This window comes from Photobacterium aquae (assembly GCF_001029445.1).
In the GTDB taxonomy this organism is placed as follows: domain Bacteria; phylum Pseudomonadota; class Gammaproteobacteria; order Enterobacterales; family Vibrionaceae; genus Photobacterium; species Photobacterium aquae.
This window is the reverse complement of sequence record NZ_LDOT01000020.1, coordinates 42,074-67,815: the sequence shown is the minus strand read 5'-3', so window position 1 is coordinate 67,815 and position 25,742 is coordinate 42,074. Positions and strand designations below refer to the sequence as shown.

Below are 25,742 nucleotides of genomic sequence, written 5' to 3'. Positions count from 1 at the left end.
ATCAGCTTGCCTCCTTGCCCACAATAGTGATCTGCTGTCCTTCTCGGAGGCGGTTACCCCCCTCGACAACAATCCGCTCGCCGGCACTGAGTCCACTCAATAGGCGAACCCCGTTAGGTACAACCTTATCGGTGACCACCTTGCGCTTAGACACGGTATTGTCGCCATTAACAACCCAAACAAACTTGTTGTCCAATGCCAGATCATCACCATCCTCGTTGAAGACCGCCTCAAGCGGGATCACCGGCTCACCCTCACGGTAGACGTTCAGTTTTTGCGCATCGACCCGTACCTCGACTGCCATGCCGTCGAGAATAAAACGATCTGTCGGCATCGGCATCGTCAGGGTGACAAGGAAGGATCCCAGATCGGGATCAGGCTCGGTGGTAAACTCTTTGAGAAACGCCTTATATTCCATACCGTCACTCAAGATAATTCGAGCACCGGGCTTGGAATCTTGCACTTCCACAGCTGTACTTTGCGAATAAATCATATCGGGGGCCTGAATAATCACATCCACTTGATCGGCACGGTGTATGTTCATCACCATCTGACCCACCTGGATATTTTCGAACTGCTCAACAGGCACCCGCGAAATAACACCGTCAAACGGTGCCAGCAACTGGGTAAATGTCAGATCAAGCTTGGCCAAATCCAGCCTTGCCTTGGCAATTCGACGCTGGGCTTTGAGTTCATCAAACTGAGATTGGGGTAAAAACCCTTGCTTAACCAGCTTGGCAGAACGCCGGTACTGACTATCTGACACATTGAACTTGGCTTGGGCATCGTCAACACCCAGTTTGTAATCCGTCGGGTCCAGCCGCGCCAAGAGCTGGCCTTTTTTCACCCTGTCCCCCGGCCGAACGGCAATAAAACTCACCTCGCCGGCCACCCGAAACGATAAACTGGACTTATTGGCTGCCGCCGCCACCGCAGGAAAAGTCAATTGCGGCGCGGCCTGTGCAAGCTTCACTTCGGCTACAGCGACCGGAGCGATGATAGTTCTGGGCTCAACTTCGGCCTTCTCACAACCTGACAGCACCGCACCCGCTGCCAGCACAAAGAAAGGTAAAATACGATATTTATCCATCCTACAATCCCCTCTCCTTGACCCATGCCCTCACTTTTTGGCCGTCCGTCAATTCCGCTACCCCCGATGTCGCAATCAAGTCACCATCGTCCAACCCGGAAACAATCCGGCGTCGATCATCCAAAATCACTGCAACTTTGCTGACAATGCCCTGTTCATCCACCTTCCAGAGATAGGTTTTATTTCCCTCGCGAACAATAGCGCGATCAGGTATCGACCCCATTGCCCCGTGAGGCAAGGCAATACGCACGTGCCCCGCCATCCCCGGCAGCAAGTTGTAGTCTTCTGGCCGCGCCATCGACAGAGTCACCTTGTAACTGGATGTTTTTTCGTCAGCTTCAGTATCGATTTCCTTGAAATCAGCAGAGAACTCTTGGTCGGCAATGGTATCGAATGTGACACTCGGGTTGGGGTCAAAATTGGATTGGTGTTCGAAACGGGCAAGCAGTTGATCGGGCAGCTGGAAGGTCACATTAATCACCCCTGCGCTTTGAATATGCATGACCGGCTCCTTGGCCGCGACATATTCATAGTTCTCCACCAAGGACAACGACAGGGTGCCATCATACGGGGCTACGAGGCTGGCATAGCTGAGATTAGCCTTAGCCTTGTCCAAATCCGCCTTGGCCTGATTCAGCTCAGCCTGCGAGCGGTCGAAATCCAGTTCGGAAACCACATTCGTTTTGAGCAGCTCCTTATCGCGCTTAAACTGGACAAAGGCTAGCTCGTAGTTTGCCTGAGCCTGCTCTACCAGCAGGCTCAGCTCGTCAGTATTGAGATGGGCAAGAACCTGCCCCCGCCTGACCATATCGCCGGGGTGGGCATTCACTTTGTCCAGCAGTCCAGAAACACGAAACGCCAGTACCGCCTTATCACCCGCTTCGACGACAGCCGGAAATGTCCTGATCATCTCATTGTTACCCACCGATACCGATACCAACTTGACGGGCCTTGAATCGGGTTCGGGAACAACCACTTCCTTTTCGCCACAGCCCTGTACTGACAGCGCCAGTACAACCGAGGCTAATACCATGCGTCCCATAATGTCCTCTGTTCGTCGTTTTCTTGTTATCAGTCGCGTTCATCGATTTTTCATCGACTTATAACCACCGTAGCTTGGATATAATATAGTTCAACGACAACAACATGTTTACAATACGCAACACAAAAAACAACAAAATGGCACTTTTATTGCAAAATCGAGATATAGATAGGACAAAGAAAGAAGAAAGAAGAAAGAAGAAAGAAGAAAGAAGAAAGAAGAAAGAGAAGGAAAGATTTTATTTAACGGCTCAGTCAATACCTATCACTGATAAATATAATACTGAACCGTTTTTATATATGAAGCTAATATCTGATAAAAATATTAATTCAGACGATAAATGTTACCGAACACACGGTAGAAGCCACCGGCAGACACTTCTCGTATTTCATCAACCAAAAATTCAGCATTCTCAATACGCATATTTTTCGGGAATTGAACATTCCAATCATAATGGTAACCTGACGAGATAACCCTAACCCGTAATTTACCATCTACTTTTATGCATTTTAATTTCGTTCCTTGAATGCTAATACTCTCTACCGTTTCTACGGTATCACTCGCAACAATAGCCACTTTTTTAGGTGCTGCGATTGATTTTACATCAGGAACCGTACCTTCTTTAGCAAGGTTAATTGCAACCTCACTCGCGTCAATACAGGTTAGATAACCTGATGTTGTCACAATATATAACTTCTCATTATGATACTGCATGGATAGTGCAGAACCACACGTTGTCGCCAGCTTCCATAAACGCGTTCCTTCATCATCATAACAATAAATGGATGATGAACTATCACCGGCAAAGAAATAACGGTTGTTCTCTGATGACGCGCAAGAATAGATGCTATCGTCGGCCTTCATCAGCAACTGTCTGCATCCATCACGATCAAACAATTCCAAATTACCCTGGCCCGTACCCGCCAGTGCAGTATCATTCATGTGCCAGCCAAATAATACTGAGCCCTGCGTTTTTTGACGCCAGATTTCCTGTCCGTCAATCCCGTTATAACACGCAACACCGCCTGAGTGACCATGATAGATACGGCTGTCTTCATCAACGCGTACCATCCAGCCTGCCGACCCTTTACTCGAACGAGACCACTGCTCTTCGTCTTCGTAGTTGATGCTCGTGACTTGACCATCGGCATCAGACACCGCCAGCAAGCCGTCATTGATATCTAACCAATAAATATCGACGTTTTCGTTGATTGCATAGGCCAAACGAGGGACTTTACCCGTCAAATCGTAAACATTGCCGTCATCACAACCCACATAGATCCATCCTTGGTCACCGATAATACATTTGACACCATCCGGCAATTGGAATTGATCGACCACTTCACCTGAATGCGTTAATTTAAACACTCGGCCGTCTTGGTTACCGATCCAGCAATATTGATTGTCAACAAAAATACCGAATGCACCCGATCCTGAGTTAAACTTCCAAAGTACCGGTGATTTCTTCGCTGTCGATGTCGTTGATACCGTCAAGCGGCGCGTTATTGTCCGCTTTTGGCGTACGCCCATGATGGCATCTTCATAGCCTTTCTTCTTTTTCGAATTAATTTTTTTGATTGCTTCTTTTTGAGCCGCTTCTAATGTTTGAAAGACTTTTGACGTTTTCGATCCGTCAGTACCAATTCGACCGTAACGGACTGTCAACTCATTGCCATCAACAATCACTTCATAAAACTTGTGCGAAGAACCATTATCTTCCGATAATTCCAAATAAACTTTTTCCATTTAACTCATTCTTTTTATCTTGATGTGAGCGCTATTCTAAAAAACTGACTATTTTAATTCAAACAACTTATCCTTATCTTCATATAGAAAATATTTCTTCCATGGATGGTAAGAAGAGAAAAAAACATCACGCCTCATTTTTCGGCATAATAAATTAAACACACCGTTTGGGGCTATTTTATCGTTGCAAGGAAATAAAAAAGGAGCCCTACGGCTCCTTTTCGATTGGCTTTAGGTATCCCTTAGCCTTCAAGTTCAGCAATTTTGACTTTCCAGATGTCTGGACCTGTTTGGTGGGCATTGACACCCTCAGCATCTACCGCCACCGTCACTGGCATATCTTCGACTTCAAATTCATAAATCGCTTCCATGCCCAGATCTTCAAATGCCACCACTTTCGCTTGTTTGATGGCTTTTGCCACCAAATATGCAGCACCACCAACAGCCATTAGGTAAACAGCCTTGTGCTTCTTGATTGACTCAATCGCAGCAGGACCACGCTCCGCCTTACCGATCATACCGGTCAGGCCTGCCTGCTCCAGCATCATATCGGTGAACTTATCCATCCGAGTTGAGGTTGTCGGGCCTGCTGGGCCTACAACTTCATCACCTACCGCATCAACAGGGCCAACGTAGTAAATAAAGCGATTCTTGAAATCAACCGGGAAGTCTTCACCACGCGCCAGCATATCCTGAATACGCTTATGGGCAGCATCACGACCCGTAAGGATCTTGCCTGACAGCAACAAGGTCTCACCAGAGCGCCATTGCTGCACGTCAGCTTTAGTCACTTCGTCCACATTCACACGGCGAACATTCTCGCCCACTTCCCAAGTCACTTCCGGCCAGTCTTCCAGCTTCGGCGTAGCAAGCTCCGCAGGGCCATTGCCATCCAGTGAGAAATGAACATGGCGGGTTGCCGCACAGTTCGGGATCATACAAACAGGTTTTGACGCAGCGTGGGTTGGTGCCGTCTTAATTTTCACATCAAGAACCGTTGTCAGGCCACCCAGACCCTGTGCGCCAATGCCCAGCTTGTTTACGCGGTTGTAGATATCAAGACGCAATTTTTCCTCGGCAGTTTCGGCACCGCGTGCTTGCAGCTCTTGAATATCAATGGACTCCATCAAGGCTTCTTTCGCCATCACCGCGGCTTTCTCAGCGGTACCGCCAATACCGATACCCAGCATACCCGGTGGGCACCAGCCAGCCCCCATCAGAGGAACTGTCTTTTCAACCCACTCAGCAATATCATCAGACGGGTTAAGCATCACCATCTTGGTCTTGTTTTCCGAACCGCCGCCTTTAGCTGCAATCTGGAACTCCACCTTATCGCCCGGCACCATATCAATATGTACGACTGCAGGCGCATTATCACGGGTATTCTTTCGACTCCCGGCAGGATCGGCTACGACAGAGGCCCGTAGCGGATTATCCGGGTTGGTGTAAGCACGGCGAACGCCTTCATCGATCATTTGCTGGACAGTCAGATCACTATCCCACTGAACATTCATCCCGATTTTAACGAAACAGGTCACGATACCGGTATCTTGGCAGATAGGACGGCGACCTTCGGCTGACATGCGTGAGTTAATCAGGATCTGCGCAATTGCATCCTTCGCAGCCTGATTCTGTTCTCTGTTATATGCCTGTTCCAATGCTTTCACAAAGTCCAGCGGGTGGTAGTAAGAGATATACTGCAGCGCATCGGCCACACTACTAATCACATCTTCTTTGCGGATGACGGTCATAAATGCCCTCGTTGATTATTATCATTCCTTGGCGCCCGATTTATTGCTTCCAATGTAGGGGGGTGTGCCACATCGTCACCCATAATGTAGGGTCTGAATGAGATGAGCCACGCTGCCACGTTCCACATGGCGGTGCTCCCAAGCTATTTAACTCATCGAAAATTAAAAAGAATAGCGAGGGATCGTCCTTGGGCGTCGTAATAAAAACTGGGTTTATGATACTCTTGCCATTAATTTCGCGCTATGCGCCAAACGTACACCTGTCACAAAATAGAAAATGATTTGTAAAACGCATACAGCTTTGAATATTGACCAATTCGACTACCACAAAGATGAAGCTTGTGCGTGGTTTGAACCTTTTGCGGGCCAGCCGTGGGCAATGATATTACGCTCGGCGGCTTCGGATCACCCTGATAATCGCTTCGATATTTTGGTTGCCGATCCTTTAGCCACTTTACAGACACATGGTGAAACAACCCGTATTATTTTTTCAAATGGCGACGAAAAATACAGCGATGACGATCCGTTCGCCCTACTCGAGTCGCTGCAATCCTCCTTGCTACCAGTGATCGATCCCCTTGAGAATGTGCCTTTTTGTGGTGGCGCTCTTGGTTACTTCGGTTACGATCTCGGCCGACGAATAGAAAAAATACCGTCTCTAGCCCATCACGACATTCCCATTGCTGACATGGCTATCGGGATTTATGACTGGGCCCTGATTGCCGATCACCACACAGAGAACCTCTACCTGATCAGCCCTGTGGGTAGCGCCCGAAAACAGTGGTTATCAGAACGCCGTGCGGCCTATGAATCTCAATCCTCTGAAGCACGTCAATTTCAACAATCTGATAGCTTTGCCCTAACATCGCACTGGCAAGCCAATATGGACAGAACGCAGTACGGCGAAAAGTTCAAGCAGGTGCAGGAATACATTCTGGCTGGCGACTGCTACCAAATTAACTTGGCACAACGTTTCAGTGCCAATTACACCGGCTGTGAATGGCAAGGCTATTTGCAGCTCGAAAAAGGCAACGGCGCGCCATTTTCGGCATTCATGCGCACCGACGATACCGCCATTGTCTCAGTTTCACCTGAGCGTTTTCTCCAGCTTGATGGACGCCGGATTGAAACTAAGCCCATCAAAGGCACCCGTCCCCGCGCCACTGATAAAGCTGAAGATGCCCTGTTGGCCGAGGAGTTACGGAATACAGAAAAGGATCGTGCCGAAAACCTGATGATCGTCGACTTGCTCCGCAACGATATAGGACGCGTTGCAAAGCCGGGCACTGTCAGGGTACCAAAACTGTTCGATGTTGAGAGCTTCCCAGCCGTTCACCACCTCGTCAGTACCGTAACCGGTGATCTCGATGACCAGTACAGTGCCTGTGATCTCCTGCGAGCTTGCTTCCCCGGCGGGTCGATTACCGGCGCGCCGAAAATCCGGGCGATGGAGATCATCGAGGAGCTGGAACCAAACCGACGCAGCATATACTGCGGTAGTATCGGCTACATCAGTCGCTGCCAGAAAATGGATACCAGTATCACGATTCGCACACTGGTCTGCCACAACGGTCAAATTCACGCGTGGGCTGGTGGTGGTCTAGTGGCCGACAGTCAAGTCGATAGTGAATACCAAGAAACGTTGGACAAACTAAGCCGAATCTTGCCCGTATTATCTCACTGAATCCCTTTTATTCACGCCCTCATCACAGCCGATGAGGGCAATTGGTAGGTTGAAAATCAACCACCTACCAACAAATTCAGTAAACAAGCATGTTAAACATCAAAACGAGACATTTTTATACCCTAAGGTAATATACTGGGTCAGCTATACTTATTTGATGTTATCTCAGTCATGGATGGACTATGCCAGTATCGCAACACTTGATAAGCCGCTTTATTCTGTCTTCACCAGCGACGTACGACACCAGTCATACCCAGAGAATCGAGCAACACCTTATTCCCGGCAAAGCCTTGAAACCGGCGGCGGTTCTTATTCCCCTCGTTATACGTGATGACGGGATACACATCATTTTCACCCGCCGAGCCAAACACTTAAAGCATCACCCTGGGCAAGTTTCTTTTCCGGGCGGGCGCTATGAGGTAGAAGACGGTGATTTGATCGAGACGGCAATTCGCGAAACGCATGAGGAAACAGGTATTTTATGCAATCGCAGCAATATTGTCGGCCAACTTCCTTCGCTTGCCACAATTAGTGGCTACATCGTAACCCCCTATCTCTCCGTTATTCCCGCTCAATACACGCCCTACCTTGATCCCAATGAGGTTGATGAACTGTTCGAGGCTCCAGCCAGCTTTGTGCTTAACCCGATGAATATGGCAACCCTTCCTATTTCGATTAAAGGCCAAAAACACCATATATATTCAGTTTCATTCGGCAAATACGCAATTTGGGGGGCGACTGCACAAATGTTAAAAGTGTTATCAAAACAACTCTGGCATGAGAAAAACTAATCTAGCACGTTATTTCCCCTAATATTACCCGCCATTAATGCGTGATCTTGATCACACTGGTTTGTATTGCAATACATCCGTGTTACATAACGAGATCTTGATCATGGTTTTCCCGCAATAAATCACGAAAATGCGCGCCGTTCCTTAATTTCCGTTCCGTAAACAACTTTGGATAGATAATCATGCAAACATCTACAAGCACAACAGCCACTAGCGCTGTAAAAGCAGGATGGACGTATAAAGACGTTACTTGGGCACTGTCGCTATTTGGTACAGCGGTAGGCGCCGGTGTTCTATTCCTTCCAATCAAAGCAGGTGCTGGCGGTTTCTGGCCTCTAGTCGTTCTGGCGCTTATCGCCCTGCCTATGACTTGGTTTGCTCACAAGAGCCTTGCTCGTTTCGTACTTTCAGCTAAAAACCCTGAAGCAGATATCACCGATACTGTTGAAGAGCACTTTGGTAAGACTGGCGCAAACATCATTACTTTTGCCTACTTCTTCGCCATCTACCCTATCGTTCTAATCTACGGTGTTGGTATCACTAACACGGTTGACTCGTTCATGGTTAACCAGCTAGGCATGGAATCAATTCCTCGCTGGCTGCTATCTGGTGGCTTGATCCTAGCCATGACTGCGGGTGTTGTACTTGGCAAAGAGCTAATGCTTAAAGCAACTTCAGCGATGGTTTACCCTCTAGTATTCATCCTGCTTGCTCTTTCTGTATACCTAATCCCTGACTGGAACACATCAATGATGTCAGTATCTCCTGATTGGGCTTCTATGCCTTCAGTAGTATGGCTGGCAATTCCAATCATCGTGTTCTCATTCAACCACAGCCCAATCATCTCTCAGTTCTCTAAAGAGCAGCGCATGCAGTTCGGTGACGACGCAGTTAAGAAAACTGACATGATCACTGGTGGCGCAGCAATGATGCTGATGGGCTTCGTAATGTTCTTCGTGTTCTCTGTTGTACTGTCTATGTCTCCAGAACAACTAGCACAAGCACAAGCAGAAAACATCAGTGTTCTGTCTTACCTAGCGAACGTTCACGAATCTCCAATGATTTCTCTGCTTGGTCCACTAGTTGCTTTCGCAGCCATCACTTCAAGCTACTTCGGTCACTTCCTAGGTGCTCACGAAGGTCTAGTTGGCCTAATGAAGTCTCGCTCTGAAATGCCAGTTAGCAAGATTGAGAAAATCTCCCTAGTATTCATCGTAATCACAACTTGGATCGTTGCCGTAATCAACCCAAGCATCCTGGGCATGATTGAAACAATGGGTGCGCCAATGATTGCCGCTATCCTGTTCCTAATGCCAATCTTCGCGATGCAGAAAGTTCCTGCAATGGCTAAGTACAAGACTTCGACACCAGCTCAGATCTTCACCGCTCTGTGTGGTATCGCAGCAATCACATCTGTGATTTACGGTGCACTGTAAGCCAAAGAACAGCTAGGCCATGATATTGCTCCGTGATGACTAAAATCTGTAAGAAAATGTGCTAGAACGCATAGTCTTCTCAGGCAAATCACGTACAATAGACACACTAAAGAGCAGGACGCAAAAGCCCCTGCTCTTTTGTTTTGATTATCTCGCCAAGGAAGGGGCGAGAATGAAAAATCTATACAGTCTAGTTTGGAAACAAGATTGTTTCCCGTGGCTGAGGTATTTGCAATGATCAGTGTTTTTGATATCTATAAAATTGGTGTGGGTCCTTCCAGTTCGCACACTGTTGGCCCAATGAAAGCAGGTAAAGAATTTATCGATGACCTGCGCAGCATGGGTAAACTTCGTGACGTGACTAAAATTACCGTGGATGTTTACGGTTCACTTTCTCTAACCGGTAAGGGTCACCACACTGATATCGCTATCATTATGGGTCTTGCGGGCAACAGCCCTGAGCATGTAGACATCGACGCTATCCCAGGCTTCATCGCACGCGTTGAAGAAACTGAGCGTCTACCAGTGGGCATGCACTGCCACACTGTTGACTTCCCTCGTGAAGGCGGTATGAACTTCCATACAACAAACCTTCCTCTTCACGAGAATGGTATGACTATCCACGCCTGGATCGGCGAGGAAGAAGCCTACACCAAGACTTACTACTCTATCGGTGGCGGTTTCATCGTCGACGAAGAGAACTTCGGTAAATCAGCAGAATCATCCGTTAAAGTTCCTTACATGTTCAAGACAGCCGAAGAGCTAGTGAACCAGTGTAAAGAAAACGGCCTGTCTATCAGCTCACTTGTTATGTCTAACGAGCGTGCGATGAATGCCGAAGACGACATCAGCACTTACTTCGCTAACATCTGGCGCACTATGCGCGAGTGTATGGAGCGTGGTATGAGCGAAGAAGGTATCCTGCCTGGGCCTCTACGTGTGCCTCGCCGTGCAGCAGCACTGCGCCAGCAGCTGATGACTAACGAGAAGCTAAGCAACGACCCAATGACTGTGGTTGACTGGGTTAACATGTACGCTTTCGCCGTTAACGAAGAAAACGCAGCCGGTGGCCGTGTTGTTACTGCACCTACCAACGGTGCTTGCGGTATCATCCCTGCGGTACTTGCGTACTACGACAAGTTCATCCAGCCAGTTGGCCCTAAAGAGTACACTCGTTACTTTGCGGCATCTGGTGCTATCGGTGGCCTTTACAAGCGTAACGCATCTATCTCAGGCGCTGAAGTTGGCTGTCAGGGTGAAGTAGGTGTGGCATGTTCTATGGCGGCTGCTGGCCTTGCTGAGCTAATGGGCGGTAGCCCTGAGCAGGTATGTATGGCTGCGGAAATCGCGATGGAGCACAACCTAGGCCTTACTTGTGACCCAGTTGCCGGTCAGGTACAGGTTCCATGTATCGAGCGTAACGGTATTGCTGCTGTTAAAGCAATCAACGCCTCTCGCATGGCGCTACGTCGCTCTTCTGAGCCACGCGTATCACTAGACAAAGTTATCGAAACCATGCTGGAAACTGGTAAAGACATGAACGCGAAATACCGCGAAACGTCTCAGGGCGGCCTGGCAATCAAAGTACTTTGCTAATCGCCAAGTTCGAATAATAAAAGCCACCCTCGGGTGGCTTTTTTAATGGGCGTCTTCCCGAGACAACCGCTAAAATGCCCCGCTAGCATGGTGCAGCAACTGCTCGATATCCTCAGCCATCGCCTCCCCACACTGCAAGGTCGTCAGCCAGGAAATCGGAATCCCCTTTTGATCCCCAAAACCGTAGCAGGCTCCGGCCAATGCGCCGACGATAATCCCTCGGCCGCAACTGTCACCGCCGATTAGGATATTCTTAATCACCGCCTCGGTATAGCTGTCGCTATTTTGCAAAATCCATGCAGCCAACGGAATGCTGTCACCAAGGTGGCAGGCACTGTTCACGATACTCAGCACATGGGAAAAGTCATTAACATCACCGCTAAGCACCCTCACCTGCTCAATGCGCTCCTGAATCAGAGGCGGAGATTTAATCTTCAAGATGTTGAGCACGGGCTCCATGCGCCTAGAACGCAATGCCTCGTTCAGCGAACTGGCAAAGGCCGAGGCGCACTGCAATGCCGTCTCATTCTGGTGGGTGATCCCTACGATTCGCATGATCTCCCGCTCTAACTGCTCAGACGGCATCTTCAGCGAGACCAGCGCTGGTATCGCACACAACGCCGGGTTTTGATCATCATCGCAGCCCGAATCATCAGGCCAGTCTTCGGGAGGCAGAGAAAACAAGGTCAGCAGCAGCGCCTTGGTAGGACTGTCGACATAACCGATAAACTCCCCGCCGGGGCCAAAATAATCCAGCACCGCCTGCTGGATTTCTCGCGTACCCAACCCGGGCTGACTGAGCAACCGGATATACAGGGCTAGCCATTCCCCATAAATTGTTAGCTCACCGGCGGTTATCTGACTATGGGCATAGTAGCCTTCAACGCCTTGATAGTTTTCGGCGTCGGGTTCAATAAAAGGAAAATGCGGCCGCTCCTGAAGTGCCGCGATTCTCTCTGGTGAGTATATCCAGTGTGTTCCCATACTGGCCGCATCGGCAACCAATGCCCCCATCAATGCTGCATATCGCTGTGCCATAAGCCCATCCCCCTCTAACTGGAGTCACAACCACTCATGGCATTAAGCTTATACTAATCCAATTCATTAGATGATTAGTTATCCCCCGGATCCCCATCCACAGGATAAAGCCGCGATTTTCAGACATAAAAAAACCCGCCACATGGGCGGGTTTTCGAAACGCTATAAACGGGGGCGATTAAGCAGCCGCTTTAAGTGCTTTGTCTTTTTTCAGCTCGCCAACTGGCAGGATAGTACGACCGTACTCGTTGTTCAGTACCTGAGCCATTGCGAAGTAGATTGCGCTTGCGCCACAGATAATGCCTTCAAAACCAGCGATAGTGCCGATTAGCGCGCTACCAGTGAAATCACGAGCAGCCAGCAAGAAGAATAGAACAGTCAGAGAACCAAATACGAACTGCTTAGCACGTGGGTAGCATAGTGAACCGATGAACATGAAGCCAGTGAAGATACCCCATAGTAGTAGGTACCAACCCATGAAGCTAGCAGGGCTTGCTGGCAGACCCATGTATGGCATTACGATCAGACCAACAAGAGTCAACCAGAACAGACCGTAAGAAGTAAATGCTGTAGTACCGAAAGTGTCACCACGCTTGAAGCACATCATGCCCACGATTACCTGGCTCAGGCCACCGTAGAAAATACCCATAGCAAGGATCATCGAATCAATAGGGAAGAAGCCCGCATTGTGGATATTTAGAAGGATGGTAGTCATACCAAAGCCCATTAGGCCAAGTGGCGCTGGGTTAGCTAGTTTCGTTGACATGGATTCCTCAAAGGAGTAATTCAAAAAAGTTTACAATTATTAAAAAATGGGTGCACTCATCGAATGCGCGGCGAATTCTAAAGGACGTCGAGAGGCAAATCAAGCCAAAAGACGCGCAAAAGTTAGCCAAAATCAAAAATAAGTTGTTTTACCTGCCTTTTTGTAAAGCAGTTTATTCCTATAAAGCCTTACAAGTTGTTAGAAACTGTTTCGGAACAAAAAACATCACGCGTACAAAAAACCAAAATAAACAATAAAAACAAAAGTTTAATTGACAATAAGAATTTACAAGCACCACAATATTTCACAACTTATAAAAAAAGCAGCCTTTTGGCTGCTTTTTTTATAAGTATCCAGAGTTTCTACATGCTAACCACTAAATCACATCACCTTAATGAGCAAGACTCGCGGTCGCTTTCGTTTGCAATGTAGGCTCGCTCGGCGCGGGTTGCTCCTCTGGGATAGTGCCATTTAGCCGATTCAGCTGCTGCTTAAGCTGCATAATTTCAGTATTTTGTTGCTGGAGTATCAACTGAAGTTTCACTAATTGATCGCTATTTAGCTCATCGCGCTTGGGTAACGGATGCTCTCCCTCCCGTTGGCGGATCTTCACAATTCCCGCTTCGATCAGGCGAACTTGTTCCGACAATGGCAAGTCACGTAAATCACTGCCGTTAGCCGCCGAAGAGATCGCCAACAGCTTGTCTTCAATACCCAATATATAGCCTTCATACTCATCGCGATTAAGCTCACGCAACGCTTTGACTTCATTGGCAGTATTCTCAGCATGCGCCAGTTCGAACTTGATGGCTGACACTGACTGGTTAATGGCATCGAATGCTCTTGGTGATTTATCAATCAGGGCTTTGGCCGTATCGATTTCCTGCTCGACACGGGCAAAACTCAATGGCGCATAATAACGGACATCATCCCGCCACAATTGGCGCAGCGCCTCTTCTTCCGGCGCAATATAAATCCGCTTTATCACTCTGACTTCCAAGCTATGGGCCCGAGCCAAAAACTCTTGCTGCTCCTCGCGCGCCTCGCTGAACTCACCGCTCTCGATGAGGCTAAACAACTTGGCATAGAATCGGTTGAGTCGTACAAACTCACTACGGTAATGGGCATTGGCATCAATGCTATTAAGGTAGGCCATTTGCGTAATAGCCGGTTCCAACACCTCATCAGCGACATCTTTCAACCCAACCAGCTCATTGTAATTGGCTTCTATCACCGCAATTTCGGCATAAAAACGATCCAGATAAGTCCCAGATGAAAATAGCGAGTAACTTTTTTGGGCCGTGGCCGGCGTGGCCACCATATCCTTATACAGCACGTCGGCACGCTGCCAACTCTCCATCATAGAGGCATACTTGTTGGGCGCGTAAATCATCAATGGTTCCGCTTTTACAACCTTGTCGCGCCAAGAACGGTAGGTTTCCTGTGTATGCCCTACAGCAGTTTCAGCATCGACACCTGAAGTATTCAGGCTCCCTCCCTCAGGTGTACTGCAACCGCCAAGCAAAGCAGCCATCAACAATACGCTGACTACTTTCCCAGTGTTCGTCATAGTGTACTCTCAAAATTCGGCAGCATAGATAACCGCCGCTAACTCGCAAATTATCCACAGTCAGTCGCCCTAATTGGCCCCAACCGCAAAACATATTCTATCTGACTGATTATTTTTCAAAAAGTTCGATGCGTCACTTTAACACAGCTCATCGGTGTTAATAAAAAAAGAGCCCAATCGAAATTGGGCTCAAGATCTTATTCTGTTCGTTTATTGCTGAATTTATTGCGGACTGGGCTGCTCATGATAAGCATCCAAATCAGTCGAAATTGCATGGCAATCGCACATATGGTGCAAAATACTCAACAGGCGGGATTTATTCAGAGGCAGCGGGTTTCCTTTAATCGCATTCGACAGCAGGGCATCTTCGGCAACTGCATCAAATGATACTTCGCACAGGCCGTAATCAGACACATACGGTAGATTCAACCGCTTCAAGGTCCGTTTCGTCCACATCACACCGTCTATAATCTCGGCATTCATCCGGCCGGTGAGTATGCAGGCCAACTGACGGTAACGATTTAATACATCACCCCGTCCTGCCTCGCGGGCTGCCAGCACATTCTCTTGCATAACATAAGGGGCCAGCTGGGCGGTAATCAGGCCATGAGGGGCATCCAGCCGGCCACCCAGCGACGAGGCAAGCCCGTGGGCCGCCCCCAGCTTAGCGTTGGCCAATGCCATTCCCCCCAACAGCGCCGCGAAAGACATGTCGGCGCGCGCCCTGGGATCATCATCTTCGCACGCGGGCAATATCGCCCCAGCCAAACGACGCAACCCTTCCTCACAAACCATATCCGTCAAAGGGTTGGGATCACCGCAGACATACGATTCCATCAGGTGAGTAAAAGCATCCATTCCGCAACAGCCCGACATCACAGGATCCATGCCGTAAGTTAACGTTGGGTCGACAATGGCTAAGTCCGGCAGCATATCCGGCGAGCGCAGGCTGACTTTGACATTTTCCTGAGCAGAACGAAGCACCGCATTCTTGCTGACTTCCGCCCCTGTCCCTGCGGTTGTCGGCACGGCAATAAATGGGATAGGCTTGGCCTGAAGTGGGACATTGCGCCCAACGACTTCGACATAGTCATACACACTTCCCTGATTGGGGATCAGTGCAGCCAACGCCTTGCCAGTATCGAGCACGCTACCACCGCCGATAGCTAGGACCATGTCGGGACGAAATTTCCGCCCCATCGCAGCCAATTCCTCCACCATGGCAATAAGCGGTTCACCATGCACGGCCACTTGCTGATAGCGCATTCCCTGTTGTTTAAAATAGTGGATCAGTGGCTCTGCGCGCTGGCTATCCCTTCCCGTCACCAGCAATACACTGTAGCCAAACTGGTTAAGAGAGGTAAGAGAATTGACCAGCGCCCCTTCACCGAAAATGATCCTCGATGCAGTCATAAACTGAAACATAGGCACTCCATTACACGCTAACTCTAAATTCCTTAATTATTAACGAGTGTGCCCAGTTACTTGTTCCTGTTTTTGATTCTGAGCAAGATTTCACCAATGAATACCATTCTTGGTTTCATAACTAGCGAACTGTCACAAATATTCGCCTATCATTAATGCTTCCCTCTTTAAGTAGCCAGCACCGCGATAACATCTCTACCTAGGCAGTCAAGTACAACCCGTGCGCCATCCTTTTCTGAATGCTGATAGCTTGCACCTTGTATAAACAGGTGCCCCAAATGCCTACTTAGGGCTATCAATCGATTTTATCTATCATACCAACAGGCAAAACCCGCTTTGTCATCGCGTAATGCCGCGTTATAGTAAACGCATTAAAGATAAGGAGAGATATCCATGTTTGTAGTTATTTTCGGTCGTCCTGGTTGCCCATTCTGTGTCCGTGCTAAAGAGTTGGCAGAAAAGCTAAAAGAAGAGCGCGAAGATTTCAATTTCCGTTACGTGGATATCCACGCTGAAGGTATCAGCAAGGCTGACCTTGAGCAGACTGTTGGTAAGCCTGTTGAAACAGTACCTCAGATCTTTATCGATCAAGAGCACATTGGCGGCTGCACAGACTTCGAAGCCTACGCTAAAGAAAATCTGGGTCTATTCCAGTAATCTCTTAAATAAGTTACATATTTTCAAGAAAGGCTGCTTTGTCAGCCTTTCTTAATATAGGCCAACTGAAATACCAGCATAAATTAATCTGTTTTTCGTTCAAAAAAGCACTTTTTGCGGTAGGTTCTCTCCACAAAATCAGCTAAAATTTGCCCCAATTCTTACTTGCTCTAGTTCTTACCCTTTCCTGCGGAAAATTTGTAGTGAATATCGACGTCGCCGCCCTCCTCCACCAGAATGATATTCTGTTGCTTTTTGTCGTCTTAGCCGTTGGCCTGTTTGCCGGTAAAATTCGTTTTGCCAACATGCAGCTCGGCAACTCCATCGGAGTCCTGATCACCGCCCTGCTATTCGGCAATGCCGGCTTCACCTTCGATGCAGAAGCACTAAATATCGGCTTTATGCTGTTTATTTTCTGTGTCGGCATTGAAGCAGGCCCTAACTTCTTCGGTATTTTTTTCCGCGACGGCAAACACTATTTGCTGTTGGCATTGGTCGTTGTTGTTTCGGCAACGGTCATTACTGCGATTATGAGCCAATCCCTCAACCTCGACTTGGGGCTGGCAACCGGACTGATGGCCGGATCTCTAACCGCAACTCCAGTACTGGTAGGTGCCAAGGATGCCCTTCTAAGCGGCCTGACAGATGTCACCGAACCACAGGCCATCGCCACGATTATCGACAGCCTGAGTGTCGGCTACGCCATGTCTTACCTGATTGGCCTCGTTAGTGTGATCATGCTGGCCAAGCTGATGCCGAAACTTCAAAAGCAAAATCTGGCAGAATCCTCACAGCAAATTGCCCGTGAACGCGGCATCGGCGAAAGTGCCCAGCGCAAAGTATACCTGCCGATTATCCGCGCTTACCGAGTAGGACCAGAACTAATCAACTGGATTGATGGCCGTAACCTACGCGAACTGGGCATCTACCGCCAGACAGGCTGTTACATTGAGCGAATCCGCCGTAACGGTATCTTGGCCAACCCTGATGGCGATGCCATTTTGCAAGAAGGTGATGAGATTGCACTTGTCGGCTACCCAGATAGCCATGCCCGTTTGGACCCTAGCTTCCGCAACGGTAAAGAGGTATTCGACCGCGATCTACTTGATTTGCGTATTATCGAAGAAGAAATCGTGGTCAAGAACGACAGTATCGCTGGCAAACGTCTGTCCGAGCTGAACCTGTCTGAATACGGCTGTTTCCTAAACCGTGTTGTCCGGGCTCAGATCGAAATGCCAATGGACCACAGCATTATGCTCAACAAAGGGGACATCCTTCAGGTCAGCGGTGAAAAGAGCCGGGTGCATGGCCTTGCCGAGCGCATCGGTTTCATCTCGGTACACAGCCAAATTGCGGATTTGCTGGCATTCTGCTGCTTCTTTATCATCGGCCTGCTAGTCGGTAGCATCACCATGAAATTCGGTCACCTAGCCTTCGGCCTAGGTAGTGCCGCAGGCTTGCTCGTCGCGGGGATTACCCTTGGTTTCCTCCGCGCCAACCACCCAACGTTCGGTTACGTACCGCAGGGTGCATTGAATATGACCAAGGATCTTGGCCTGATGGTCTTTATGGTTGGTATCGGCTTGAGTGCGGGCTCGAACATGTTCAACTCGCTGAGCACCATAGGCCCGACTGTCTTTGCCGTCAGTCTGATGGTGAGCGTGATCCCTGTCGTTCTCGCTTACCTGTTCGGAGCCTACGTGCTGAATATGAACCGCGCCCTGCTATTCGGTGCCATTATCGGTGCCCGAACCTGTGCCCCGGCTATGGATATGATCAACGAGCATGCCCGCTCAACTATCCCGGCCCTTGGTTATGCTGGCACCTATGCCATCGCCAACGTCCTGCTGACCATTGCAGGTACGCTGTACGTTATTCTCCAATGATCCCCCCTCCCCCGGCCGCAAGCCGGGGGAAGCCTTTTCCTGCTCAGTCAGCACATATTCAGACCGCCTGATTTATCCTATTGCATATACTCAAGTTACCTCGAGATGCTTGCCTCAGCGAGAATACGGCATCTTGATAGTATTGGGATTTTACGGGGTCATGCCATTAACCAAAGGCTGACTCATTGCACATTTTCCCCTTTATCATTCGCCAGTTTTCTTTCTGTTCAGTATATTGAAAGAAAGAAAAATACATTGGTATCAAAACTATGCGCATTCTTATTGTTGAAGACGATCCTATTCTTAGCCATCACCTCAAATCACAGCTTGGCGAAATGGGCCATCAGGTACAGTGCGCTGGCACCGCCGAGGAAGGGCTGTTCTTCGCACAAGATTACCCTAACGATGTCGCCATTGTAGATATAGGCTTACCTGACCGTGACGGAATCAGCCTGATAAAAGACATCCGAGACAAAGGCCTACGTCTGCCAATCCTTATTCTCACGGCTCGTTCCAACTGGCAGGACAAAGTAACGGGCCTTGAAGCCGGCGCCGATGACTATTTGGTGAAACCGTTCCAGAAAGAAGAGATGGTTGCACGCCTCAGTGCGCTGGTGCGCCGCAGTGCCGGTTTCGTCAAACCGGAAATGACAGCCGGTAATATTCGGGTCGATTTACTCGCTAAACAAGTCTTTATCCGCGAAAACCTACTCGAACTCACAGCCTTTGAATACGATCTACTGGAATACCTGATGCGCCATAGCCGCCAAGTGGTCTCCAAGCAGCGCCTGCTTGATGTTCTGTACGAAGATCAAGAAGGGGATCCCAACACCATCGAAGTGATGATCAGCCGCTTGCGCAAGAAATTTACCAGTAACGGCCAAGACAACCCCATCTCGACAATCCGAGGACAGGGCTACATCTTCGAACTACAAGCCCAGTAATGAAAGCACTTATCCAGCCCCGCCTGCGCCGACGTGTATTGGTCACCTCGGTAGCCATTATTGTCCTGATCACCTCGGCTCTTGCCGGGGTGATCAACCAACTCTATTCGCAGAGCTACATGGCAGCCTACTCTTCCGAGCTGGTCGCCCAGATGCCGATGGTCGTCGCCCAGCTCAACCGAGCAGGCCTGATCAAAGACATGGATCGATGGATTAATTCTATCGACCCTTCCGATACGGACTATATGTCGGTGGTCTGTGACAAAACGGACAAGACGATCTGGCTTTCTGCCGAGGCACAAGAAGCCAACATCGGCAATGTCTGCGTCGAACTGCCTGACAGCATTCCTGTTCCGACACTGGTCGAAACCAGTAACGGCGAACGCTATATTGCCTACAACATGTCGGAAGAGCGTGAAAACGGCAACACCTTCCAGCTAATTGTGCTGCGTTCGGGAGATTCTTACGTTTCATCGCTCAACCAGCTCCACCAGCGTACGACCTTCTACCTTGGCCTATTCGTTCTTATTGCGATTGCTTTTTTGATTGCCGCCTTCCACTGGAGCTTCCAGCCCCTGCGCAAACTGGCTTCGCAGCTTGATGAAATGACCGATGCCCGGCGTAGCAAACTCGACGATAACTATCCGATGGAATTGCAAGATGTCACGCTGGCACTCAACCGCCTGGTCGAGATCAGCAATGCCCAAAAAGGCCGCTACCGCCATGCGATGGATGATCTGGCCCACAGCCTGAAAACCCGGCTGGCTGCAACCAACGCCCTGCTTGATGATTCAGAGATCCCGCGCTATGAACTCAACCAGCGGATCATGGAACAAATCAGCCAAATGGACGAATTGGTTCAGTACCAACTCAAGCGAGCCATGATGGGCCAACAAGGGTTGCAGAAAGACAAAACCGAACTCAAGCCCCTGCTGGAGAGCTTTGATCGCCTGCTCACCAAGGTATACAGCGAAAAGAGTGTCAAACTCCGCTTTGATTTTAGCGACACGCAAACCCTTCCGGTAAACCGCAGCGATTTAATGGAACTGTTCGGCAACCTGCTGGAAAATGCCTACCGCTTCTGTATCGAACAGGTTGTCGTCCATGCAACTGAGCAAGGGAACAACTATGTGATTCGCATCGAAGATGATGGCCCGGGTGTGCCCGAGTCAATGCGGGAGGCTATTTTCCAGCGCGGCGTGCGCGCTGATCAGCTCAACCCTGGGCAGGGTATCGGTCTGTCGGTCTGCCATGAAATTGTGATGAGCTACAACGGCACCATTCACGTCGAGGACGCCAGTATCGAAGGGGCAGCCTTTGTGATCACCCTACCGAAGCATTAACCACAACATTCAGACATAAAAAAACCGCCGGAATCGGCGGTTTTTATTTATTAGCCTTCGGGCTAATTAGATATCTTGAACGTCAAACTCGGCAACCGGGTTTACGTCTGCTTCGTAGTCGATAGAAGCGATACCGAAACCGAACAGTTTCATGAACTCGTCTTTGTACTGCTGGTAATCAGCAACATCAAACAGGTTCTCGTTGGTCACGTTCGGCCATAGCTCACGACAGTGCTTCTGGATATCTTCACGCAATTCCCAGTCATCCAATCGCAGGCGGTTCTCGCTGTCGACTTCCGCAGCGCTACCATCGGCCTTGTACAGGCGCTGGGTAAACATGCGGTAAATCTGCTCCATACAGCCTTCATGGACGCCTTCTTCACGCATTTTCTTGAAGACCATCGCAATGTACAGCGGCATAACCGGGATCGCAGAGCTTGCTTGGGTAACGACGCTCTTGAGTACAGCAACATTGGCACTACCACCTGTCGCGGCCAATCGCTCATCTAGCGCCTTAGCTGCACGATCGAGATCCATCTTGGCCTTACCAAGTGCACCATTCCAGTAAATAGGCCATGTGATTTCAGTACCGATGTAGCTATAGGCAACTGTTTTGCAACCGTCAGCCAGAACGCCAGCATCAGCCAGCGCATTGATCCACAGTTCCCAGTCCTGACCGCCCATCACTGTCACGGTATCTTGCACTTCCTGCTCGGTAGCTGGCTCGATGCTTGCTTCAATCAGGACATCTTTGTTGGTATCAACCGCTGTTGCCGTGTAGGTCTCACCCATCGGCTTCAGGGTAGAGCGGATCACCTCTCCCGTATCCGGCAGCTTACGCACAGGCGATGCCAATGAGTACACCACCATGTCGATCTGACCAAGGTCTTGCTTAATCAGCTCAATGACCTTCTCTTTGGCTTCATGCGAGAATGCATCGCCATTGAAGCTTTTCGCGTACAGGCCTTCTTCTTTTGCAAACTTGTCAAAGGCAGCAGAGTTGTACCAACCTGCAGTACCTGGCTTTCTCTCTGTACCTGGCTTTTCAAAGAACACACCAATGGTTGCCGCACCACCACCGAATGCCGCCGCGATACGCGAAGACAAGCCGTAGCCGCTTGATGAGCCAACGACCAACACACGCTTTGGTGCATTAGCAATTGGACCTTGAGCCTTGGTGTAAGCAATTTGCTCACGAACATTCTCTTCACAACCCACTGGGTGTGTTGTCGTACAGATAAATCCACGAATTTTAGGTTTGATGATCATTTTCAACTTCCCTTACACAGTTGACAGTAGGATAAAAGGTAAATGGCTTGTTCGCATTAAATTTATGTCCGGAAACGCTAAAATTGGCAGTGGTTGGAGGTGTTAGGCGACGTTTGGGTGTTTTTTTGTATAAAAAAAGTGCCACGTTTTCACGTGGCACATGGGAGACACCAGGATTATTTTTCGGGAATGACCCTAGGCAGCTTTCCCCGGTTGCAGGCCACCTTTTTTGAAATGCGAAGCAGCAAAGTGATCAACCTGAATCGCCTGCTGCCTTAATTGCTCAGCATTATGCACCTTGTTACTGTCTGCTTCTGTGATGATCCCCGCACTCACGGCCGCTTGTAATTTTTCTGTTAACGAAAACTTGCGCGGGATCTCACCGGCTTTGACGGCCTTCGTGATCTTCCGTTCAATATCTTTAACTTGGTACAGGGCAACAAATGCTCGCTCCATGATACCGACAGGATCATCAGCCCTCTCCCCGACATAGCACAGATGGGTCAACCGCTCGCGATGTGCACCCGGTGTCATCAGCAATTTGGCGATCGCCATCTTATTATCGTCACTCGGTGCCGGATAATGAATTCCCAACGGGAATAGTAACCCGCGCAGTAATGGACCAATCCCCCGGCGTGGGAAGTTAGACATCACTTCGTCAAATGCGATACCGCACCGGTGCAGGCAATACTGGACACCATAGTGCACAAACGGCAAGTCCTGTTGCTGACGGCCTTCGTCCTCATAACGTTTGAGCACTGCAGATGCGAGGTACAGATGGCTAAGCACATCCCCTAACCGCGCAGACACCATTTCACGACGCTTCAGCTCGCCACCGAGACTGAGCATGGCAAAATCAGACGAAACCGCCAATGCCCGGCTCATTCGGGACAATTGCTTGTAGTACACCGCCGTCTCGCCGCTGACCGGGCTGCGATTGAAGGCAGAACGGGTAAACGCATTGAGCAAGGACTTGGCAACGTTACCCACCGCAAACCCAATATGCTTAGATAACAGGCCATCGAACTGCTTCGCCCCTTCCTCGCCATCAGGATTGGCCGCCGCCTCCATCTCCGCCAATACGTACGGATGACAGCGAGTCGCCCCCTGACCAAAGATCATCAGGTTACGGGTCAGGATGTTGGCCCCCTCGACAGTAATAGCCACAGGCATACCGAAATAATGATGGCCGATATAATTCATTGGCCCGAGCTGAATAGCCCGACCGGCATGAACATCCATCGCATCATTCAAAATCGTTCTGGCCAGCTCCGTCATGTGGTACTTGGCTATCGCCGTCACAATACCCGGCTTTTCCTCAAGATCCAGCGACGTCGTCGTCAAGGTACGGGCGGCCTCCAGCATGTAAGTCACCCCGCCGATCCGCCCCATCGACTCGGCGACGCCTTCAAAGTTGCCAATCGGCATCCCAAATTGCTTACGCACGTAGGCATAGGCCCCCGTTGTCCTTGCGGTCAAATGGCCGACTGCCGTACCCAGTGCTGGCAACGAAATCCCGCGACCAGCCGATAAACATTCAACCAGCATCCGCCAACCCCGGCCAACATAATCCTGGCCGCCGATCACCCACTCCATCGGGATGAACACATTCTTACCGCGAGTCGGGCCGTTCATAAAAGCAAGATTGAGCGGATCATGACGCTCACCAATTTCAACCCCCGGATAATCAGCAGGAATTAACGCACAGGTGATACCAAGTGCCTCTTTGTCACCGATCAAGCTGTCCGGATCATGGAGCTTGAAGGCCAAGCCCAATACTGTCGCAACAGGCGCTAAGGTAATGTAACGCTTGTTCCACGTCAGGCTGATCCCCAACACTTCCTTGCCTTCGAATTCACCGTAACAGACGACCCCTTTATCAGGGATACTACCGGCATCCGATCCCGCCTCCGGGCCGGTCAGGGCAAAACAAGGAATATCCTTGCCCTGAGACAAACGCGGCAGCCAATAGTCTTTTTGCTCCTGAGTACCATAATGGCTTAGCAACTCACCAGGGCCCAAAGAGTTCGGCACCATCACCGAAACCGCCGCGCTCAGACTCTTAGTCGCAATCCGCGTGACGATTGTCGAATTAGCATGGGCTGAAAAATCCAATCCACCGTATTCCTTGCCAATAATCAGCGAGAAAAAACGCTCTTTGCGCAAGTACTCCCAAACTTCTGGCGGTAAATCGCGGTCTTCCTGAACGATTTGGTAATCATCAAGCATATCGAGCAACGTCGCCAACTGATTGTCGATAAATGCCTGCTCATCACGGCTAAGTTTCGGCTGGGGATAAGTCAGTAACGTATTCCAGCTTGGGTTTCCCCCAAACAACTCGCCATCCCACCACACACTCCCCGCTTCCATTGCCTCACGCTCTGTCTCAGAGAGCGGCGGCAGAACTTTCTTGAACATCTTGAAAGCGGGATCACTGAGATAGCGTTTTCTCATATTGGCTAACGTACTCATGGTTAATGTCCTTTTGTCTCATGCGTTATTGTTGTTTTGTTGCAGGGTATTGCTAATCAGATTTCGGACTACGGAACGGTTATTTACCGCCTCCGGCCATGGCTTGAACCCTCAGCCACGGATGATCAATGGGCGCAGAAACGCCTGCCGCAAGATACGGGATCAAGCGGTCGATAAGATCTTGCGTACAAATTCGACGGGCAAAGTCATTCTCGGCTATTTCACACAATGCCGTTGACGAAGCCATAGTGAAAACGGCCGCACCCAAGGTGAAATGTAGACGCCAAAATAAAGTTTCAGGATCCAAAGAGGGGTTGGCGCGACAAATCGCAGAAGTAAAACGGTGCAACACCGCCTCGTAACGAGTCATGATGAACCAGCGGAGATGACCTTGTACATCTGTGTAGCCGCGTCCGATCAATGACATGAAGATAGTCGCCCCTTGAGGACGGTAGTTGTTCAAAGAAAGCAGCGGCTGCTTAATACAACCAAAGACCTCCTCCAATGTAATTTCATCGCGAGTAAGCAGAGCATCGAGCTCCGCTTGCATCTTTGGCATAAATGCATCGAGGTAACGACTGAGCACAGCACGCACCAACGCTTTCTTATCACCATAGTGGTAGTTGACCGACGCGAGGTTCACATTGGCCTTCGAGGTAATGGTTCGCAAAGAGGTATCCTTGAAGCCATGCTCGGCAAACAATACCTCTGCCGCATCCAGAATGCGCACTTTGGTTTCGACCTTCCCTGCCATATTCATTCACCCGTATTAAACACTTGTTTAAACATTACAACTCAATAACATTTTTAACAAGAGTTAAATACAAAAGTCTCTATAAGCCCCTGATTAGAAGAAAAATAAACAGCTTTTGTGATTTACGCATTTACAGCATCCCCCTCGAGCATGTCGACATGCCCTATCCTCTTCCTGTCGCACGACACCTCATCCAGTATCACGAGAAAAAAATATTTTGAGAATTTTTTAAAAAAGTGGGAACAAACGGATTAAGTACGGGTCATAAGTAATGCCACTGCTTTTTCTTAGAAGATATTCTTCGAAGCCCGTCCCATATGGAGGCGGGTTTTTTTATGCCATGTCCAAACCAGCCGGGAATGGGATGAGCTGCAAGCGTGATCCCTCCCTGTTTGAGGATTTAGGCTCTGCGAAAAAAAATTCATAAAAATTTTTACTCGAGCGGAACCATTTCTATCCTAAGCAGTCATAACTAGTGACAT

19 protein-coding genes are annotated in these 25,742 nt (G+C 49.3%); 8 read left to right on the top strand and 11 right to left on the bottom strand.

Annotated elements, in window-relative coordinates:
- Position 1 precedes the first annotated feature (1 nt).
- From ABT56_RS13600 to ABT56_RS13585, 4 genes are all read right to left on the bottom strand, one after another.
- Positions 2 to 1,090, bottom strand: coding sequence for an efflux RND transporter periplasmic adaptor subunit (locus tag ABT56_RS13600; protein WP_047879432.1), 1,089 nt, complete (start codon positions 1,088 to 1,090; stop codon positions 2 to 4).
- 1 nt (position 1,091) lies between these two features.
- A complete protein-coding gene (locus ABT56_RS13595) occupies positions 1,092 to 2,123 on the bottom strand; it encodes an efflux RND transporter periplasmic adaptor subunit (protein ID WP_205626088.1) in 1,032 nt (343 codons plus the stop codon).
- A gap of 333 nt (positions 2,124 to 2,456) precedes the next feature.
- A complete protein-coding gene (locus ABT56_RS13590) occupies positions 2,457 to 3,878 on the bottom strand; it encodes a WGR domain-containing protein (protein ID WP_047879430.1) in 1,422 nt (473 codons plus the stop codon).
- A gap of 242 nt (positions 3,879 to 4,120) precedes the next feature.
- Complete coding sequence (locus ABT56_RS13585; protein WP_047879429.1) at positions 4,121 to 5,629, bottom strand: fumarate hydratase; 1,509 nt, start codon at positions 5,627 to 5,629, stop codon at positions 4,121 to 4,123.
- Between the two features lie 277 nt (positions 5,630 to 5,906).
- On the opposite strand from ABT56_RS13585, the gene pabB reads away from it, so the two are divergent.
- The 4 genes from pabB (at position 5,907) to ABT56_RS13565 (ending at position 11,136) form a co-directional block, all read left to right on the top strand.
- Entirely contained in the window at positions 5,907 to 7,313 is a 1,407-nt protein-coding gene (gene pabB, locus ABT56_RS13580) for an aminodeoxychorismate synthase component I (RefSeq protein WP_047879428.1), read from the top strand.
- Between the two features lie 182 nt (positions 7,314 to 7,495).
- The gene (locus ABT56_RS13575; protein WP_047879427.1) at positions 7,496 to 8,104 is read left to right on the top strand and encodes a CoA pyrophosphatase; all 609 of its coding nucleotides are present in this window, start codon (positions 7,496 to 7,498) and stop codon (positions 8,102 to 8,104) included.
- A gap of 182 nt (positions 8,105 to 8,286) precedes the next feature.
- Positions 8,287 to 9,540, top strand: coding sequence for an aromatic amino acid transport family protein (locus tag ABT56_RS13570; protein ID WP_047879426.1), 1,254 nt, complete (start codon positions 8,287 to 8,289; stop codon positions 9,538 to 9,540).
- Between the two features lie 234 nt (positions 9,541 to 9,774).
- Positions 9,775 to 11,136 carry an L-serine ammonia-lyase gene (locus ABT56_RS13565; RefSeq protein WP_047879522.1) on the top strand — a complete coding sequence of 454 codons (1,362 nt, stop codon included), beginning with the start codon at positions 9,775 to 9,777 and terminating at the stop codon, positions 11,134 to 11,136.
- Between the two features lie 69 nt (positions 11,137 to 11,205).
- On the opposite strand, the gene ABT56_RS13560 is transcribed toward ABT56_RS13565, so the two are convergent.
- The 4 genes from ABT56_RS13560 to ABT56_RS13540 all read right to left on the bottom strand — a co-directional run bounded on the left by ABT56_RS13560 (position 11,206) and on the right by ABT56_RS13540 (position 15,935).
- The gene (locus ABT56_RS13560) at positions 11,206 to 12,174 is read right to left on the bottom strand and encodes an ADP-ribosylglycohydrolase family protein (RefSeq protein WP_047879425.1); all 969 of its coding nucleotides are present in this window, start codon (positions 12,172 to 12,174) and stop codon (positions 11,206 to 11,208) included.
- Positions 12,175 to 12,352: 178 nt separating this feature from the next.
- Positions 12,353 to 12,940, bottom strand: coding sequence for an acetate uptake transporter (locus tag ABT56_RS13555; protein WP_047879424.1), 588 nt, complete (start codon positions 12,938 to 12,940; stop codon positions 12,353 to 12,355).
- A gap of 391 nt (positions 12,941 to 13,331) precedes the next feature.
- Complete coding sequence (locus tag ABT56_RS13545) at positions 13,332 to 14,510, bottom strand: hypothetical protein (RefSeq protein ID WP_047879422.1); 1,179 nt, start codon at positions 14,508 to 14,510, stop codon at positions 13,332 to 13,334.
- A gap of 222 nt (positions 14,511 to 14,732) precedes the next feature.
- Entirely contained in the window at positions 14,733 to 15,935 is a 1,203-nt protein-coding gene (locus ABT56_RS13540) for an iron-containing alcohol dehydrogenase (RefSeq protein WP_047879421.1), read from the bottom strand.
- Between the two features lie 393 nt (positions 15,936 to 16,328).
- Here ABT56_RS13540 and ABT56_RS13535 point away from each other — a divergent pair, with 393 nt between their 5' ends.
- The 4 genes from ABT56_RS13535 (at position 16,329) to ABT56_RS13520 (ending at position 20,765) form a co-directional block, all read left to right on the top strand.
- Complete coding sequence (locus tag ABT56_RS13535; protein ID WP_047879420.1) at positions 16,329 to 16,592, top strand: GrxA family glutaredoxin; 264 nt, start codon at positions 16,329 to 16,331, stop codon at positions 16,590 to 16,592.
- Between the two features lie 203 nt (positions 16,593 to 16,795).
- Positions 16,796 to 18,478, top strand: coding sequence for an aspartate:alanine antiporter (locus tag ABT56_RS13530; RefSeq protein ID WP_047879419.1), 1,683 nt, complete (start codon positions 16,796 to 16,798; stop codon positions 18,476 to 18,478).
- Between the two features lie 269 nt (positions 18,479 to 18,747).
- Complete coding sequence (locus ABT56_RS13525; RefSeq protein ID WP_047879418.1) at positions 18,748 to 19,422, top strand: response regulator; 675 nt, start codon at positions 18,748 to 18,750, stop codon at positions 19,420 to 19,422.
- Positions 19,422 to 20,765 carry an ATP-binding protein gene (locus ABT56_RS13520; RefSeq protein ID WP_047879417.1) on the top strand — a complete coding sequence of 448 codons (1,344 nt, stop codon included), beginning with the start codon at positions 19,422 to 19,424 and terminating at the stop codon, positions 20,763 to 20,765. The genes ABT56_RS13525 and ABT56_RS13520 overlap by 1 nt, the downstream gene beginning before the upstream one ends.
- A 66-nt stretch (positions 20,766 to 20,831) precedes the next feature.
- Here ABT56_RS13520 and fabV read toward each other — a convergent pair whose 3' ends face one another.
- From fabV to psrA, 3 genes are all read right to left on the bottom strand, one after another.
- Positions 20,832 to 22,034 carry an enoyl-ACP reductase FabV gene (gene fabV, locus ABT56_RS13515; RefSeq protein ID WP_047879416.1) on the bottom strand — a complete coding sequence of 401 codons (1,203 nt, stop codon included), beginning with the start codon at positions 22,032 to 22,034 and terminating at the stop codon, positions 20,832 to 20,834.
- A 195-nt stretch (positions 22,035 to 22,229) separates the two neighbouring features.
- Positions 22,230 to 24,506, bottom strand: a complete 2,277-nt coding sequence (locus tag ABT56_RS13510) for an acyl-CoA dehydrogenase (protein ID WP_047879415.1) — start codon at positions 24,504 to 24,506, stop codon at positions 22,230 to 22,232.
- 79 nt (positions 24,507 to 24,585) lie between these two features.
- On the bottom strand, positions 24,586 to 25,260 hold the full coding sequence (gene psrA / locus ABT56_RS13505; protein WP_047879521.1) for a TetR family transcriptional repressor PsrA: 675 nt from the start codon (positions 25,258 to 25,260) through the stop codon (positions 24,586 to 24,588).
- Positions 25,261 to 25,742: the final 482 nt, after the last annotated feature.

Bases quoted from the DNA above. Each gene is read 5' to 3' on its own strand.
- ABT56_RS13600 (WP_047879432.1), bottom strand. From the start codon at position 1,090: ATGGATAAATATCGTATTTTACCTTTCTTTGTGCTGGCAGCGGGTGCG.
- ABT56_RS13595 (WP_205626088.1), bottom strand. From the start codon at position 2,123: ATGGTATTAGCCTCGGTTGTACTGGCGCTGTCAGTACAGGGCTGTGGC.
- ABT56_RS13590 (WP_047879430.1), bottom strand. From the start codon at position 3,878: ATGGAAAAAGTTTATTTGGAATTATCGGAAGATAATGGTTCTTCGCAC.
- ABT56_RS13585 (WP_047879429.1), bottom strand. From the start codon at position 5,629: ATGACCGTCATCCGCAAAGAAGATGTGATTAGTAGTGTGGCCGATGCG.
- pabB (WP_047879428.1), top strand. From the start codon at position 5,907: ATGATTTGTAAAACGCATACAGCTTTGAATATTGACCAATTCGACTAC.
- ABT56_RS13575 (WP_047879427.1), top strand. From the start codon at position 7,496: ATGCCAGTATCGCAACACTTGATAAGCCGCTTTATTCTGTCTTCACCA.
- ABT56_RS13570 (WP_047879426.1), top strand. From the start codon at position 8,287: ATGCAAACATCTACAAGCACAACAGCCACTAGCGCTGTAAAAGCAGGA.
- ABT56_RS13565 (WP_047879522.1), top strand. From the start codon at position 9,775: ATGATCAGTGTTTTTGATATCTATAAAATTGGTGTGGGTCCTTCCAGT.
- ABT56_RS13560 (WP_047879425.1), bottom strand. From the start codon at position 12,174: ATGGCACAGCGATATGCAGCATTGATGGGGGCATTGGTTGCCGATGCG.
- ABT56_RS13555 (WP_047879424.1), bottom strand. From the start codon at position 12,940: ATGTCAACGAAACTAGCTAACCCAGCGCCACTTGGCCTAATGGGCTTT.
- ABT56_RS13545 (WP_047879422.1), bottom strand. From the start codon at position 14,510: ATGACGAACACTGGGAAAGTAGTCAGCGTATTGTTGATGGCTGCTTTG.
- ABT56_RS13540 (WP_047879421.1), bottom strand. From the start codon at position 15,935: ATGTTTCAGTTTATGACTGCATCGAGGATCATTTTCGGTGAAGGGGCG.
- ABT56_RS13535 (WP_047879420.1), top strand. From the start codon at position 16,329: ATGTTTGTAGTTATTTTCGGTCGTCCTGGTTGCCCATTCTGTGTCCGT.
- ABT56_RS13525 (WP_047879418.1), top strand. From the start codon at position 18,748: ATGCGCATTCTTATTGTTGAAGACGATCCTATTCTTAGCCATCACCTC.
- ABT56_RS13520 (WP_047879417.1), top strand. From the start codon at position 19,422: ATGAAAGCACTTATCCAGCCCCGCCTGCGCCGACGTGTATTGGTCACC.
- fabV (WP_047879416.1), bottom strand. From the start codon at position 22,034: ATGATCATCAAACCTAAAATTCGTGGATTTATCTGTACGACAACACAC.
- ABT56_RS13510 (WP_047879415.1), bottom strand. From the start codon at position 24,506: ATGAGTACGTTAGCCAATATGAGAAAACGCTATCTCAGTGATCCCGCT.
- psrA (WP_047879521.1), bottom strand. From the start codon at position 25,260: ATGGCAGGGAAGGTCGAAACCAAAGTGCGCATTCTGGATGCGGCAGAG.